11 protein-coding genes and 1 tRNA gene are annotated in these 14,377 nt (G+C 66.1%); 5 read left to right on the forward strand and 7 right to left on the reverse strand.

Annotated features, from left to right (window positions below):
• Both AAGD32_12795 and AAGD32_12800 read right to left on the reverse strand, forming a co-directional pair.
• Nucleotides 1–1,483 (reverse strand): glycosyltransferase (locus AAGD32_12795; GenBank protein MEM8875121.1); only part of this gene is annotated, 1,483 nt, incomplete at its 3' end.
• Between the two features lie 54 nt (nt 1,484–1,537).
• The gene (locus AAGD32_12800; GenBank protein MEM8875122.1) at nt 1,538–3,073 is read right to left on the reverse strand and encodes a hypothetical protein; all 1,536 of its coding nucleotides are present in this window, start codon (nt 3,071–3,073) and stop codon (nt 1,538–1,540) included.
• A 21-nt stretch (nt 3,074–3,094) separates the two neighbouring features.
• Here AAGD32_12800 and dapF point away from each other — a divergent pair, with 21 nt between their 5' ends.
• From dapF to AAGD32_12815, 3 genes are read left to right on the forward strand one after another with little or no spacing between them, the layout of a single operon-like run.
• The gene (dapF, locus tag AAGD32_12805) at nt 3,095–3,886 is read left to right on the forward strand and encodes a diaminopimelate epimerase (protein MEM8875123.1); all 792 of its coding nucleotides are present in this window, start codon (nt 3,095–3,097) and stop codon (nt 3,884–3,886) included.
• A 10-nt stretch (nt 3,887–3,896) separates the two neighbouring features.
• Nucleotides 3,897–6,713 carry a DUF2339 domain-containing protein gene (locus tag AAGD32_12810; protein ID MEM8875124.1) on the forward strand — a complete coding sequence of 939 codons (2,817 nt, stop codon included), beginning with the start codon at nt 3,897–3,899 and terminating at the stop codon, nt 6,711–6,713.
• Nucleotides 6,714–6,764: 51 nt separating this feature from the next.
• Entirely contained in the window at nt 6,765–7,775 is a 1,011-nt protein-coding gene (locus AAGD32_12815; GenBank protein MEM8875125.1) for a rhodanese-like domain-containing protein, read from the forward strand.
• Nucleotides 7,776–7,833: 58 nt separating this feature from the next.
• On the opposite strand, the gene AAGD32_12820 is transcribed toward AAGD32_12815, so the two are convergent.
• The 4 genes from AAGD32_12820 to AAGD32_12835 all read right to left on the reverse strand — a co-directional run bounded on the left by AAGD32_12820 (nt 7,834) and on the right by AAGD32_12835 (nt 11,280).
• Nucleotides 7,834–8,994 (reverse strand): LptF/LptG family permease, encoded by a 1,161-nt coding sequence (locus AAGD32_12820; protein ID MEM8875126.1) that lies wholly within the window; start codon nt 8,992–8,994, stop codon nt 7,834–7,836.
• A 49-nt stretch (nt 8,995–9,043) separates the two neighbouring features.
• Nucleotides 9,044–10,054, reverse strand: a complete 1,011-nt coding sequence (mutY, locus tag AAGD32_12825; GenBank protein ID MEM8875127.1) for an A/G-specific adenine glycosylase — start codon at nt 10,052–10,054, stop codon at nt 9,044–9,046.
• On the reverse strand, nt 10,051–11,118 hold the full coding sequence (locus AAGD32_12830) for a hypothetical protein (GenBank protein MEM8875128.1): 1,068 nt from the start codon (nt 11,116–11,118) through the stop codon (nt 10,051–10,053). The genes mutY and AAGD32_12830 overlap by 4 nt, the downstream gene beginning before the upstream one ends.
• 90 nt (nt 11,119–11,208) lie before the next feature.
• A tRNA-Gly gene (locus AAGD32_12835) sits at nt 11,209–11,280 on the reverse strand.
• 210 nt (nt 11,281–11,490) lie between these two features.
• On the opposite strand from AAGD32_12835, the gene AAGD32_12840 reads away from it, so the two are divergent.
• Together AAGD32_12840 and AAGD32_12845 are read left to right on the forward strand one after the other, a co-directional pair.
• Nucleotides 11,491–13,161 (forward strand): sigma-70 family RNA polymerase sigma factor, encoded by a 1,671-nt coding sequence (locus AAGD32_12840; GenBank protein ID MEM8875129.1) that lies wholly within the window; start codon nt 11,491–11,493, stop codon nt 13,159–13,161.
• A gap of 43 nt (nt 13,162–13,204) precedes the next feature.
• On the forward strand, nt 13,205–14,164 hold the full coding sequence (locus AAGD32_12845; protein MEM8875130.1) for a hypothetical protein: 960 nt from the start codon (nt 13,205–13,207) through the stop codon (nt 14,162–14,164).
• Nucleotides 14,165–14,168: 4 nt separating this feature from the next.
• Here the strand turns inward: AAGD32_12845 and AAGD32_12850 are convergent, their stop codons facing one another.
• Nucleotides 14,169–14,372 (reverse strand): dodecin family protein, encoded by a 204-nt coding sequence (locus tag AAGD32_12850; GenBank protein ID MEM8875131.1) that lies wholly within the window; start codon nt 14,370–14,372, stop codon nt 14,169–14,171.
• Between the last annotated feature and the right edge of the window lie 5 nt (nt 14,373–14,377).

Genomic DNA, 14,377 nt, shown 5'->3' on the forward strand with positions numbered 1-14,377 from the left:
AGCCTGTGTCGCGGATGAACTTGCAGACGCGCTCGATGTACGCGGCGGTGTCCCGGCCGTTGATCGTCGCCTCGGACCCGACCAGCGCCGCCGCCGTCGAGTGTTCGGGGCTGTCGCCCCATTGCAACGCCACGACCGGCTTCTCCACGCTCATCGCCTGCAGCACGCCCGTCGCCGACGCGCTGGGGAACTCCGCGAGGTACACGTCGGCGATCTTCAGGAAGCCGGGCAGGTCGCGGCGTTTGCCGGTGTAGCCGACACGCTTGGCTACGCCGGCGGCTTCGAACCGCTTCTTCTGCCAGCCGAAATCGCCACCACCGATCAGCAGGAACACCGCGTGCGGATGCGCTCGCAGCACGTCGATGACGGACTCGACGAACGGCTCGGAGATCGTCGACGGATCGTCGATCGCGGTGGCGAGCACGGTCGCCGATTCGGGGATGCCGTAGGTCGATCGGCTCGGTGCGGTTGACTTGGTCGCTTGCGGGTCGATGCCTTCGAGGATGTGGCACGCTTCGATCTCGCGTTCGCTCCAGAAGCTCTTGTCCTGCTCGAAGCCGACCGCGTCGAAATACGCCACGCCGTCGATGCCCTTGGTGTAGAGCGGGGCCCGGCGGGCGATGTTGATCTTCACGCGGGCCACGTTCCAGCTGCTGATCAGCGCCGCGATCGGGTCGCCCAGATCCGCGTCGATGAGCACGACATCGATCTGATCGGCGATGAGTTGTTCGGCGAGGGCCTGCGCTGCGGCTTGCGCGTCGCCGTCGGTCGGGGCGAGCCAGGTGCGGACCTTGGCCCGGTCGAAGGCGTCGATGCTCTTGAGCCCGCGGCGGTTGCTGCTGGGCTGGGGCTTTTCGGATTTGAACTGCTCGCCTTCACGCCGCACGCCGGCCTCGGTGCCGTAGGCGAAAATCTTGAACCGCTGAGTGTCGGCGTTGCGGGCGAACGCCAGCGCCGTCTGCGTGGCCGGGTCGTCGTCGGCGATCTGGCTGGTGATGTAGGCGATGCGCGTGAGGCGGTTGTTCCAGTGGATGTCGGCGTCGGTGGTCCAGCCGATGCCCTCGGCGGCGCGGTCGTACTCCCACGCGGCGGCCGTCGCGTTGGTCCGGTCGCGGGCCCACTCGCCGCCGCTGGCCAGGTCGTCACGCAGCCCGTTGCCGATTGCCTCAATGCCCAACGCGTACTCGCGGCGGTTGATCGCCGAGGAGCCGAACTTCACCACCGGCCCGCACCGCATGTCGCTCATGCCGAGGAAGCCGCAGACCGAGAGGAACTGGCCAAGCACCTTCTGGTCGGCGTAGTCGATCGCTTCGAGGGCTTGCAGGATGTGCTGTTGGCTGCGACGCAAGCCGAGCTGGGCGGCGGCGTGGTGCGCGAGGAACTTCTCGGCACTGTTGGACGATTCGTGATACACGTCGAGCGCGCTCGGCTCGATCGGTTCGCCACGGTTGACCTGCTCGACGAGTTCGATAAGCGACGACATGGATGGAGTCTCCTGCGGTGAAGTGGGGGCCGCGGGGTGCGGCGGCTCAGGCTGTTATCGGCCGGCGAGGGTTTGCCGCACCAGTTCGGCCGAGAGGTGCGGTTCGGCGGATTCAGGCGGAGTGGATTTGAGCAGACGCTGGGCGCTCGCGATCAGGTCGCCGGCCCGGGCGGCAGTGCATGCTAGAACGGGGCGAGCCGTCGCATGCAGCTGCGATCGGCGTGGCGTCGGCGAGGGGTCGAGCAGCACTGCGGCCGCCGAAGCTTCGGCGATCCACTCGTCCCGCGACTCGGGTGCGATCACTCGCACATCGATCCCGGCCCCGCGCAGTGTCCCGACCACGCCCCGCAGCACGCGTGGCATTACCCAGGTCTCCACGAGCAGTTCCCGCGCGAACCGCTGCACGCCGATCCGTGTTGCCAGGCGATCGACAAAGCCGAACGGATCGCCGTCCGTCGCGAACGGGTCGGCGTCGAGGTAGTGGGCAACGGCTTCCCAGAGCGGTCGTTGGCCGCTATAGCGTTCGACTTCGTCGGGCATCTCGTCGGTGACGGAGACGTCGGCGAGCAGGGCGACGCGTCGCCCGGTCGGGGCGGGCAGGCCGAGCGACGGCCAGCCCGCGACGGCGGCATTGTCCCAGCCGGCGTCGCGGGCGGCGTCGAGGTCGGCCGAGTCGGCTACCAATAGGCGGTCGATCGGATTAACCCTTGGCCGGATCGGCCCGCGCGTGTGCCAGGTCAGCCAGCCTTGGTTGGCTTCCGCGGCCTCTGGGATGTCGGTGCGGTAGAGGTTGGCCGCGACGATCGACTCGGCGTCGGCGGTCGCAAGCTGCACGGCGATCCGCGATGCCTGGTTTGGTTGGTCGGGATCGACGTGCGTGCCGGGAATTGCGGCAGCCAATGTGTGTCCGGCGTCGTCCTCCGTCCGCCAGGCGGTGCCGGCGATTACCACGATCCCATCCCGCTCGGCGTTTGTTCGCCGCTCCGCGACCAGGGCTGCCGACCGCTCGGCGATGCGCCGCACGACCGGCGACACCTCCGCGACGACGTCCTCGTAGAACCGGTCGCCGTGCTGCGGCTGACGGATGAACTCGCCGAGCACGGGCAGGCCGGGGTGGTCGGTGCCGATGCGTTCGAGTTGGTCGATCCAATCCGCCCCGGTCGCGAGCCAAAGCCGACCGCCGCGCAGGTCTGCGGCGAAGTCGACCATGCACAGCGCGGTGTCGAGCGCATCGTTGTCGGGGAAGTGGGCGAAGATCGCCTCGCCCGGCTTGAGCGTGGTGAGGGCGGCGGCGACGTGGTGGGCGGTGAGCGGGTCGGGCAGCCCGACGAACGGTTTGCCGTGTTCGAGGCGGTCGAACTGCAACTTCGCCGCGTCGGCCGGGACGCTGCACCCGGCGAGCCAGCGGCCGTCGATGCGGCAGTTCAGCGACCCGTCGCGGGCCAACGCCCAGTCACGCCGGGGCATCTCACCAAGCACGAGGTCCGGCTGATGGTCGGCCAGCGCCGCGCGGTTCGCCGAGTAGTTCGCGGCAGCCGCACGGGTGGCGGCGGATGTGTCGAGCGTCTGCACCAACGCCTTATCGGACATACGCTTGGCCCGATGACACAAATCCCGTTCATCAAAATGCACGGCTGCGGCAACGACTACATCTACGTCAACGGCTTCGAGCATGACGTGGCCGACCCCGTCGCGTTTGCCAAGCGGTTCAGCGACCGTCACACCGGCATCGGCGGCGACGGGCTGATCCTGATGCTCCCGCCGGAGGGCGACGCGGACTGTCGGATGCGAATGTTCAACATCGACGGCTCCGAAGGCGAGATGTGCGGCAACGGCATCCGCTGCGTCGCCAAGCTGTTCCATGACGACGTCCGGCCCGGCGTGGCGACGGTCAACGTCGAGACGCCCGCCGGCCTGCGGCCGATCGAGTTGGCGTTCGACGATGGGGCGGCGGTGGGCGCGACGGTGGACATGGGCGAGCCACGCGTCGGAGCTGAGCACAACGGCGCGGACGCCGAGATCGACGGGCTGACGCTGGTGAGCATGGGCAACCCGCACGCGGTGAAGTTCGTCGACGATCTCGACGCGGTCGACCTGCCGCGCGAGGGGCCGGCGCTGGCGACTGATCCGCGCTTCACCAACGGCATCAATGCACACTTCGTTCAGGTACTCGGCCGCGATCGTTTGCGGGTGTTGCATTGGGAACGGGGTAGCGGACCGACTTTGGCGTGCGGGACCGGGGCGTGCGCGGTGTGCGTCGCTGGCAAGCTCGCGGGGCTCACCGGCGACCGTATCACCGCCGAGGTGCCCGGCGGGGAACTGGTCCTCGAATGGCAGCAGGGCGGCCCGGTGTTGATGACGGGTCCTGCGGTCGAGGTGTTCCGCGGCGTGGTCGTGCAGTAGTCTCGCGGGAATGCGGGATGAACCGGACAGCGCGGGTGAGCCGTCGGCGTTGGTCGTGGGCCGCTTGCTCAAGCGCCTCGCCGAGTTGGAGCGTCGGGTGGAGGTGCTGGAGTCGGGCGAGCCCGTCGACTCGGAGGAGCCCGCCCTCGTTGAGCCGATCAAGGCCGATGAACCGCCGGTGATGTCGGACGACGAGGTTGTCGACGAACCGGTTGCCTTGGCTCCGGTCGCGGCCGAACCGCCGCCGCTGGCAACGCCGCCATTACCGCCGCAGCCTCCACAACGTCCGGCTACGAACGCAGAGCCATTTCGCATGTCGCCGTTGTCCTACGAGCCGCCGGCACCGCCGCGCGCACCGGTTGATGGCGGGACACTCGAGCAGACGATCGGTCTGAAGCTTGCGGGGTGGATCGGTGCGTTGGTGGTGGTCGTCGGCGCGGCGATGGGTGTGAAGTTCGCACACGACGCTGGCTGGTTTGGCAAAACGCCGCCGGAGTTACGGATGGTGCTGTTGGCATTGGCCGGGTTCGGCTTGATCGGCGCGGGCGAATGGGTTTACCGCAAAGTCAACGTCCTCTCGGCGGTAGGGTTGTTCGCGGCGGGGATCGCGCTGCTGTTCGTCGTCAGCTACACCGGTTATGGCTTTCTCGACGTTTACAGCCAGACCACCGCGTTCGTGCTCATGGCCGGGACCGCGCTGATCGGCGCGGGCGTGGCCGCGCGGGGGCGGCTGGTGTCGATCGCCATCGTCGCGTTGCTCGGCGGTCATCTCACGCCGCTCATCCTCGGCGGCGAGGTGGATTCGCTCGTACCGCTGCTCGCGCACCTGCTCATGTTGCTGGTGATCGGATTGGCGTTGTCCGTGTGGGGTAACGCGTCAAAGTGGTGGTGCGTGCGCTGGTTCGTGCTGGCGACGACCGCGTTGTGGTTTCTCGCACTCACGCTTACCGGCAAACAGATGCCGACCGTTTTCGCGTTCGCGCTGGCCAACGCAGCGTTGTTGCTGGCCGAGCAAGCAGCGTCGGCATGGCGAGCACGGGATTCGTCGACGGCGGGGCGGCTCCTCTTCGCGCAACAGTCGGCGACACTTTCCACGCTCGTGGTCGGCGGCTTGTCCTTGGTTACGGTGGTGCGGTTCGAGGTGAGCGTGGTATCGGCGGGTTGGTTGCTCGGCTATGCGGCGGTTTTGGCGGGGGCGTGCGTGGCGTTGCGGCGCTCGCCGGCGTTGGCGTTGGTGGCGAAGATTTTCGTATCGCTGGCGATGGTGTTGGTCATCGCGTCGGTGCCGATCGCGTTGGGCGGGCCGGCGGTGGTGTTGGTGTGGTCGGCGTTGGCGGTCGGTTTTGCGGTGGTGGCCGTGCGGTTGCCTAGCGTGATCGCGTTGGTTGCCGCAGTGGTGACGTGGCTGGCGGCGGTGGTTCACGTCATCCTCGGCATCACCGACACCGGCCCGGCGCCGGTCCGCACCGACATCGCCCTCAACCTTTTCGCCCTCGACTGGCCGACATGGGTGCTGCTCTCGGCGGTGTTGATGCTCACCGGCTGGGCGATCGGCGTCTTGGTGACGATGTTCCCCGCGCCCGAGGATGATTTGGACAAAGACGTGCTCGACCGGGCCGGCCAAGGGTTGGTCGGGGCGGGCACGTTCGTTGGTGCCGCAGCGAGCGTTTCGGGTTTGCCGGCGGCGGCGGGGACGTCCGGGCTGTTGGTGATTGCGTGGTTGCTTGCGGCACTCGACATCGTTCGGCCACGCGTGATGGCGTTGGTGACGGCACTCGTCGTGGTCGCGATCGCTGCCGCAAAGTGGGCCGGCGTTGATCTGCTCGCTCAACGACTTTCCGATGGCTGGACCTCCGCGCAACTCGGCTACCTGCCGGTGTTCAACCCGATCCTGTTGCTCGGCACGCTCATCGCCGGCACGGCGGTCGGGGTTGTGGTTGTACGCCGCAACCGCGTACTCGGGCTGATGCGTGGTGGTACGCTCACGCCGGGCGCGGTGCTCGGCGGCGCGGCCTTGCTGATCGGCTTCGTCGTGCTCGGGCTCTGCATCGAGGCCGACCGCGTCGTTGAAGCGTGGCGGCCCGACTGGACGCTCCAACCGGGTCCGTCGCACACCCGGCAGCTTGCGTTCACGTTGCTTGGTGGGCTTGGCCTGCTCGCGTGGTTCGGCGTCGTGCTTTGGCGTGTGCGCGAGCCGGGCGAGCGTCGGCATTGGCTGGGCACATCGGCCGTTGTGCCGGTCGTGATCGCGGTGAAGTTCCTGCTGATCGACGTGATCGCCAGTCGCTTGTTCGATCGCGGCTGGGGTGTGGGCATGCCGGTGGTCAATCTCGAGACCGCAGTGGCGGTCGTCGTGATGGCGGGCTTGCTTGTTTGGTTGGTTTACCTCGCACGGGGACGGGCCACGGGAGCGGCGATGTCGCGGGCGGCAGCGCCGCTCGGCCTGGCGGCGTTGATGGTCGGTCTGATCGTCGGTGGTTGCGAGGTCTGGCGATTCACACAGGTGATGGGCTTCTCCGGGGTTGCGAGCCAGGTCGCGCTGTCGGCGTGGTCGGCGGTGTTCGCGATCGGCACGATCGTGGCCGGCTTCGGCGTCGGCTCGGGGCGGGCGATCACCGGGCTGCGGCACTTTGGCCTGGTGCTGCTGGCGGTGACGTGCGTGAAGGTGTTCATCGTCGATCTCGCTACGGTCAGTGCCGGCTGGCGGACGGTGTCGTTCATCGTGCTGGGGCTGTTCCTGCTGGCCACGAGCGTGGTTTACGGCCGGTTCAGCCCGAAGCTCCTGGGCCGGCACGCTGAAAGTCTTGTTTCCGATAGGAATACTTGACGCGAGTGTGATTGGGTTCGTATGCTCTGCAGGCCTGTAGGGAATCCAATCATGAAAAACCTCGCTCTTGCAGCCGTTCTAGCGTTCTCACCCGTCCTCGCCGTGCCAGCTCTGGCGGGGGGATGTGATGCCTCACCGGTCGCATCGGAGGATCATGGCTGGAAGTCGTTCGTGACAGCCCATGATGTCGCCGGTTTGATCGCTCTGGACGGCGTGGTGTTCGTCGACGTCCGGTCGGCGGATGAGTACGCCGCCGGCCACATCCCCGGCGCGATCAACCTCCCCGGCAAAGAGTGGCGGACTGCCAAGGCCAAGCCTGGTGCGGGTGACAGCCAGTACCTTTTCCGCGACGCCGATGGCGAGGTGGATGTGGCCCGTTACGAACAGCTACTCAGCGCCGCCGGCATTGCCAATGACCACACCGTCGTCGTGTACGGCAATCACGCCGGCAAGGGCGACGGGTCGATCCCGGCGATGATCCTCGACATCCTCGGCCATGAAGACGTCGTGTTTTTCAACGGCGTCGGCTTGGATGAATGGCGGTCGGCGGGGTACGTCGTAGAGACGGAGCCGACCGTGCTGCCGACGAGCACGTTCGTTGCGACCCGGGCCGAGCCGGACGCGATCTGGAACCTCGACGACGTTCAGGCCCACCTCGGTGACGACGCAGTCGTGTTCGTCGACACCCGCAGCAAGGCGGAGTTCAACGGCGACGCGGCCCAACTCACCAAGCGCGGCAACCTCCGCGGCGGGCGTATCCCCGGGGCGGTGCTTCTGGATTACGCGGAACACCTCGACAAGGCCAAACGTGTCCTCGACGCCGAGATACTTCGTCAACAGTTCGCCGACCGGGGCGTAACGGCGGACAAGACGATCGTGCTCTACTGCCAGACGGCGACGCGTGTGTCGCTGCCGTACCTCGCACTGCGGGACTTGGGCTACGAGAACGTTGTCGTGTACGACGCAAGCTGGCACGAGTACGGGAACCGGCCTGACACCGTGATTGAGGGCGAGACCGGCATGGCGGACGCCGAGACCCCGGCCGACAGTTTGGGCGGCTGAACCCCCACGAACCCCCACCCCCCGAAGCCCGTGAGCCCACTCGGCTTGCGGGCTTCACTTATGTCCGGATCCGGTCGAGCATGGCAACCGCGATCGGTGCGAAGATCAGCACCGGAGTCCACGCCATCAACGCCGGCCATCGGCTCGCCCATGTCGGGTCTTGCGGCGGATTGCCGGCGAGAATTTGGCACAGGAAGAACGTGCCCATGCACGCGCCTGTCAGTGCGAGGCACCGAAACGCCGAGCGTCGCAACTGTCCCGGTTCGCGCGTCAGCACGCAGGGGATCGCCAGCAGCACCAAGACCACGTTGGCCACGACGGCCGAGAGGCGAAAGTGCTTGACCTTGAGCAACGCCGCCGGCTTGACCTGCTGCGGCCGCGAGAGCAGCTGGCTGATCGTCGACAGCGGGAGCAGTTCGATGTAGTCCTTGCTTTGCAGGAGTTCGATCGACTCGGGATCGATGTTCAGGTCGACATTGGCGACGAGCGCGGCGTTGGTGAAGGACTGATTTGGATCAAGATCGGTCCGCACTCGGCCGTTGACGAGTCGCCATTGTTGGGTGTCGGCGTCCCAGGTCGCGCGGTCTGCGGTGATGAGCTCGGCGGGGCGGTCCTCGGCGTCGCGCCGCAGCACCGTCATCGCGTCCATCACGGCCGGCTGTTGCGGCGCGTCCGGTCGGAACAGAACCGCATACAGCAGTGTCGAGCCGCCGGCGTACGGGCTGTCGTCCGGCTCGCCGATCCGAAGGGCTTCGATGCGGATCGTCTCGCTGGTTTGCTGTACGGCTTGGTCATGTTCCTTGAGCAGCTGCGGGATCATCCGAGGGATGACCAGTTCGTGGTTGATTAGCACGACGAACGTCATCGCCACCGCCGAGAGCGCGATCGGTGCCGCGACACGAAGTAGCGGCACGCCTGCGGCGAGGACGGCGGTCATCTCGTTGAACCGCGACATCCGCATCAGCGTGAACGCCGCCGCGACGACCGGGATGACCGCCGCGAGTTGCGTGAAGAACAGAAATGCCTTGAAAAAGTAGAACGACGCGATCGCGCCGATGACGCTGCCAGCACCCATGACCCCATCGCCGGAGTCGTCGATCGCGAACTCATCGAACTGGAACACCATGTCCAGCACGATGTACAGCCCGGTCAGCACGAAGAGGCTGATGAAGTAGTTCTTCAAGAACGAGCCGAGAACGTAGCGGTCGAGGGTGTTCATGGTCGGACATGCGAACCGTAGCCGAGCGGGGCGACAAACGACAGCGTGGTCAAACGGACTCGACGATCGATCGCGCCCGCAGGTGTGGCTTAGGCATCGGGTAACGGTCCAGATCGTCCCATTTCACCCACTCGCCCGCGACAGCGCCGTCGCCATCAGCGCTGAGCACGCGAAAGTGGTAGCGGCGATGGGTCAGCGCATGCTTAACCTCGCTGATCGCGCGGATGTTTTTCAGCGCCAGCGGCGGGGCGGCACCGCGTGGGACTGTCGTGAACTGCCAGAGGTTCGCCCAGCGTCCGTCCGATGGGCGCTGCTCGAGGCGCACCTCACCGGTGTCGCGCGTCACTATGTACATGTCGCGCTCGACCAGCGGCGTCGCCTCGGATTTCTTCGTGGGTGGAATGACGTCGGTCAGCTGTCGTTGCTCGGCCGAGCAGTATGCCCGGACCGGACAGATCAGGCAACGCGGCGCGGCCGGTGTGCAGACCGTCGCACCTAGTTCCATCAGCGCACTGTTGAACGCACCAGCCCGTTCGTCGGGGACCAGTGCTTCGGCCCGCGCCCAGAGTTGCTTTTGGATAACGGTGGTCCGCGGATCGTCGGTGATGGCGTCGAGCCGACACAGCACACGCTGCACGTTGCCATCGACGATCGGCGCGGGAATTCCGTGTGCGATCGACGCGATCGCGCCGGCGGTGTATCGGCCGACGCCGGGCAGCTTGAGCAATGCCTCGACCGTATCCGGCACCCGACCTTCAAATTCGTCCACGACCGTTCGTGCCGCCGCATGGAGGTTCCGCGCGCGCCGGTAGTAGCCCAACCCTTGCCAGAGCCGAAGCACCACCTGCTCCTCCGCCGCCGCCAACGCTTCCACCGTCGGCAACTCGGCGATGAACCGGTTGAAGTAGTCGATCACCGTCGCGACCTGCGTCTGTTGCAGCATCGCTTCGGAGACCAGAACGTGATAGGGGTCCGGCCGTTCGCTCCGCCAAGGCAAGGTGCGCTGATGCACGTCGTACCACGCGAGCAAGTCGGCACGAAACGTCGGCGCGTCGGTCACGCACGAAGCGTAGGACGCCGCAAGAACAGGCCGCCAAGGACCAACACGCCAACGACCGCTGGCTCGGGCACCGTCAGCTGGTTCGTCACCGGATAGGCGTAGTCGGCGAACACCGGCAAGTGGTCGCTGAACGAGGCCAGTGCTTCGAGCATGGCGAGGTCGCCTGCGGTGCCGGTGGTGATGTGGCCGTTGAGCGTGTGGGTCCCGTTGTTACCGACAACGCAGTAGCTGTCGGTCACATACTCCAGCCCGTCGCCGTCACGCAGTTCGGTGCTGAACAGCTGGGCGTCGAAACGGTCGTCCATGGACGCGGAGGGATTCTGCGAGTGGGCCGCGAGCAGGTCCGGGTTGTCGCGAAACCTTGGGTGGTAGCCCAGCGGATCGAAAGCGGCCGCTTCGGTGAACGTCTCACCGCCGCGGATGAGGGTCCACCACGCACTGTCCTGCCCCGGCCCGCGCTCGTCGGCACCGACCCAGTTGAAGTCGCCCAGGTACAGCACGTTCGCATCGCCACCGAGCGATCGCGCGTCGGCCGCGACCGCGCGTGCTTCGTCCAGGCGTTGCTGGGTCTGAGCCGGATTCACGTCCGACTTGAAGTGAATGGCGTACGCGGTGAAGTCGACCTCGCCATCGGTGTCGGCCGGGCGAAAGGTCGCGCGGGTGAGGTTATGCGCGAACGGCCCGCCGCTGAGCTCGGTGACGTCGAGCAGCGTCAGTCGGTCCGTGTCATAAACGAATCCCGTCCGATCGCCGGCGTTGTCGAAGCTGCTCACCACGGACGCGTAGTTGCCCCCGTACGCCGAAGTGAGGGCGTCGACGGTCGGCCCGATGCTGTTGGTGTCGGTCTCGGCCAGCGCAAGCAGATCGAAAGGCCTCGCACCGATCCCCGCCGGGTCCAGCGTCCCCGCGAAGTTCAGCCCCGTCACAAGGTCATCGAAGTCAGCCGAGCCGTTTGGCCGGTTGTTGACGTTCCAGTTGGCAATGCGGAGGTAGTCGGTCTCGGCGAGAGCCGTTCCACCAACCCCAAACATCGCCAAAGCCGCCGCACATCTCCACATACGCATCTTGCCAACGTAGCACGTCAGCCCAGCGAGTGCGGAAGATCAACGAACTTTCCAGTGCGACCGATGCGACAGTCAACCTTCATCAGCAAGAGCGGGCGATGGGAGTCGAACCCACGACATTCAGCTTGGGAAGCTGACGTTCTGCCACTGAACTACGCCCGCAGCAATTGCATGTTAGGCCTCCGGCGCTTTGCGTCCAAGCAAGCGCTGGCGCGTGAAAAACGTCGATACTCGGTTTGATGCTAACGAAGTTCACACGCTCGGTGTCCAGTGGTGGGGGTACCGCCGGGCTAGGTGTCTGGTGTTTGCGATGTGTGGCTTGGGGTAACTGGGAGGTTGACGATGGCCCTGTCTCGACGACAATCGCGTAACATGCCGCGCTTCAAACTGCCCCAGCTTGCGGAGCTGGCCGGTGCGATGGGCTTCACGCCCGTGGCTCGGCGGCTGGAGCAACTCGCCGCGGCTGAGCAGCTTCTGGCCGAAATCGACGCCGACAAAGCCTACCCGGCCGACTTCGTCATCTACCGCATCACCGGCTACCACCCCAGGAAGTCCGACGAGAAACACACCAAGGCCGGCTCCAATCAGACGCTTCTCACCGGTATCGCGCTGCAGCACGACCTCGGTCTGTTGATCGAAACGGTGAGCGACACCGCCGGCCTCATCGCGGCAGACCAATGTGAGCCGGTACTCGACATCAACGCCGCCGCGGCACGATTCGACGTGTCCACCAAGAGCATCCAACGCTGGCGTCGCAAGGGCTTGGCCGCACGGATGTTCCTCTTCCCCGATGGCAAGAAACGCGTCGGCTTTCTGCTCAGCAGCATCGAGCGGTATGTCCACGGCAACGGGGCGGCGACGCAGCCGATGACGCCGCGGGAAATGGACGCGGTAGTCCGCAACGCCCGGCGTCTTTCGAAGACGTGCATCGAGGAGGAAGTCTGCCGTCGGATCGCGCGGCAGTCGATGAAGGCCGGTCGTCCCCGCTCGCCGATGGCGGTGCTGCATGTGCTGCGTTGGTACGACGAGGCACACCCGGACGACCGCGTGTTCGTATGTCGAAAGCCGATCTCCAAACGCAACCGGCGCCGCGTACTCCGTGGCGCGAAGCGCGGGGTTTCGGTCGCAACCATGGCGCGAAAGCTGCGTCGGCCACGGGCAATGGTGGCCCGGGTGATCGTCGACGCCGAAGCTCGCCGGTTGGCCAAGCGCAAGGCGAAGTTCATCGACGATGAGTTGTTCCGTGGCGACGATGCGGAGGCGACGATCGAGGCGTTGGTCAAGGCCGAGACGCTTGCCGCTGAGGCCGAGCCGGTGCGTGTGCCGCGCGATCTGCCGCCGTACTTGGCGGACCTCTACCGGACGCCGCTGCTCACGCCGGCCCGAGAGCGGGCGTTGTTCCTTCAGTACAACTTTTATCGCTATCGCTTCACGCAGCTACGCAAGCGGTTTGACCCGATGCTCGCCAGCCGGCGCGACTTGGAGAAGCTCAAAGCCGAAGCCAAACGTGCGACGGCGGTGAAGAACCAGATCGTTAAGGCGAACCTTCGGCTCGTCGTCAGCGTGGCCCGCAAGCACCTTCGGCCGACGCTCGATCTGATGGAACTCGTGAGTGACGGCAACGTCGTGCTCATGCGGGCCGTCGAGGGCTTCGACGTGAGCAAGGGGAACAAGTTCAGCACCTATGCGACGCTCGCGCTGATGAAGGGTTTTGCCCGCAGCGTGCCGGCGATGCAGAGCAAGGCCGCCGCGTTGCAGGCACCAACCCGCCGCGACACGAACGAGTTCACGCTCGACCCGGCCGACACGCGGGCGGCCGGCTTCCTCGACGTTCAGCGTGCCGATGAGGTTCGCGAACTTCTGGGCCGGCTCGATGCGACCGAGCGTGACGTGCTCATGGCCCGGGCCGGCGTTTGCGGGGATTGCGACGGCCTGCGTGACGATGACGCGGCCACGCTCGATCAACTCGCCCAGCGGCTGGGCGTGAGCAAACATCGTGTCCGTGAAATCGAGCGCTCCGCGCTGGTCAAGCTCCGCGCCTGACTTTTGGGTCGGCGGGGCGAGTCGAGGCTGTTAAGCTTTGAGCATGCTTGCCTCGTTGTTGTTGTGCACTTTGCTCGTGGCCCAGATCGGCCCGCAGGGCGAGGTGATTCGTGACAACGCACGACAGATGCGGGCGCAGGGGTTTTTGCTCCTCGACGGCAAATGGGTTGAGCCGCAGATGACACTTGCCTGGTCCGAATTGGTCCAGTTCGAGCGGCGGGGTTCGTCGGTGCGGCTCGTCCCGGCGATGTCCGACGAACTTCTCGACCGGCTCAAAAACAACCGCCGCGTGCTGGTCAGCGTTGGTGAGGGGCAGACGCCGTTTCAGTTGCGGGCCCGTCGGCACTGGATCACGGGACGCCAGGCGGAAGGGGTGTGGGTCCAGCTGCAGGCCGTCCCCCAGCCGACGCGGGATCCGCGGAAGTGGCACATCCACGTCCTGCATCTCGACACCCGCCAGTTCACGCTCACGGCCAAACGGCAGGTCGACGATGCCGAGCAACAGCACGTGATTTCGCAGCGTCACGGCAACATGATCGCGGCGATTACAACCGAAGCTCCCGTCAACGTGCGTCAGCGTCGTCAGATTCGTGACGTGATGCTCCGTTCGGCCCGTGCCGATCTGACCGCGCTGCTTGCCCAGGCCGACGTCGACACGGAGCGTTGGGCATGGGAGGTGCTCGGTTTGCTCAGCGACGCGCCGCAGCATCCGCTGCGTCCGTTGCCCGGCGATTTGGTAGAGAAGTCGGCGGGGGCGCCGCTGTTGGCGGAGGTGCGGGCAATCCTGCCTCGCATGCTCGATCGGCGTGGCGATGAACGTAACGCTGCTTCGGCCGATCTCGCGGCGTTGGGGCCGGACGCGTTGCCCGCCGTGTTGCACCTGCTCGACGGCGACCTCCTGCCTGAGCAACGCATTCGCTTGGAGGGCTTCGTGGGCGAACACAGCATCTACCGCGACGACGCAATCGACGCGGTCCGGGTGCGTGCGATGTACGAGCGGTGAGTGCTCAGTCGTCCAGCACGAACGTGAGTTGGATATTCACGCGGTAGCTGGAGATCTTGCCGTCCTCGACATCGGCGGACATCTCCTTGACCCAGACGCCTTTGATGTTGCGGATCGACTCGGCCGCTTTCTTCACGCCGTTCTCGACGGCGTTGTCGAAGCTCTTCTTGCTGGTCGCACTCAACTCGATGACTTTGGCTACGCTCATGCACC

The organism is Planctomycetota bacterium (assembly GCA_039182125.1).
Classification (GTDB): Bacteria; Planctomycetota; Phycisphaerae; order Tepidisphaerales; family Tepidisphaeraceae; genus JBCDCH01.

What these genes read in the sequence shown, in the direction of transcription:
- AAGD32_12800 (MEM8875122.1), bottom strand. Translation starts at nt 3,073, where the DNA reads ATGTCCGATAAGGCGTTGGTGCAGACGCTCGACACATCCGCCGCCACC.
- AAGD32_12810 (MEM8875124.1), top strand. Translation starts at nt 3,897, where the DNA reads ATGCGGGATGAACCGGACAGCGCGGGTGAGCCGTCGGCGTTGGTCGTG.
- AAGD32_12815 (MEM8875125.1), top strand. Translation starts at nt 6,765, where the DNA reads ATGAAAAACCTCGCTCTTGCAGCCGTTCTAGCGTTCTCACCCGTCCTC.
- AAGD32_12820 (MEM8875126.1), bottom strand. Translation starts at nt 8,994, where the DNA reads ATGAACACCCTCGACCGCTACGTTCTCGGCTCGTTCTTGAAGAACTAC.
- AAGD32_12830 (MEM8875128.1), bottom strand. Translation starts at nt 11,118, where the DNA reads ATGCGTATGTGGAGATGTGCGGCGGCTTTGGCGATGTTTGGGGTTGGT.
- AAGD32_12840 (MEM8875129.1), top strand. Translation starts at nt 11,491, where the DNA reads ATGCCGCGCTTCAAACTGCCCCAGCTTGCGGAGCTGGCCGGTGCGATG.
- AAGD32_12845 (MEM8875130.1), top strand. Translation starts at nt 13,205, where the DNA reads ATGCTTGCCTCGTTGTTGTTGTGCACTTTGCTCGTGGCCCAGATCGGC.
- AAGD32_12850 (MEM8875131.1), bottom strand. Translation starts at nt 14,372, where the DNA reads ATGAGCGTAGCCAAAGTCATCGAGTTGAGTGCGACCAGCAAGAAGAGC.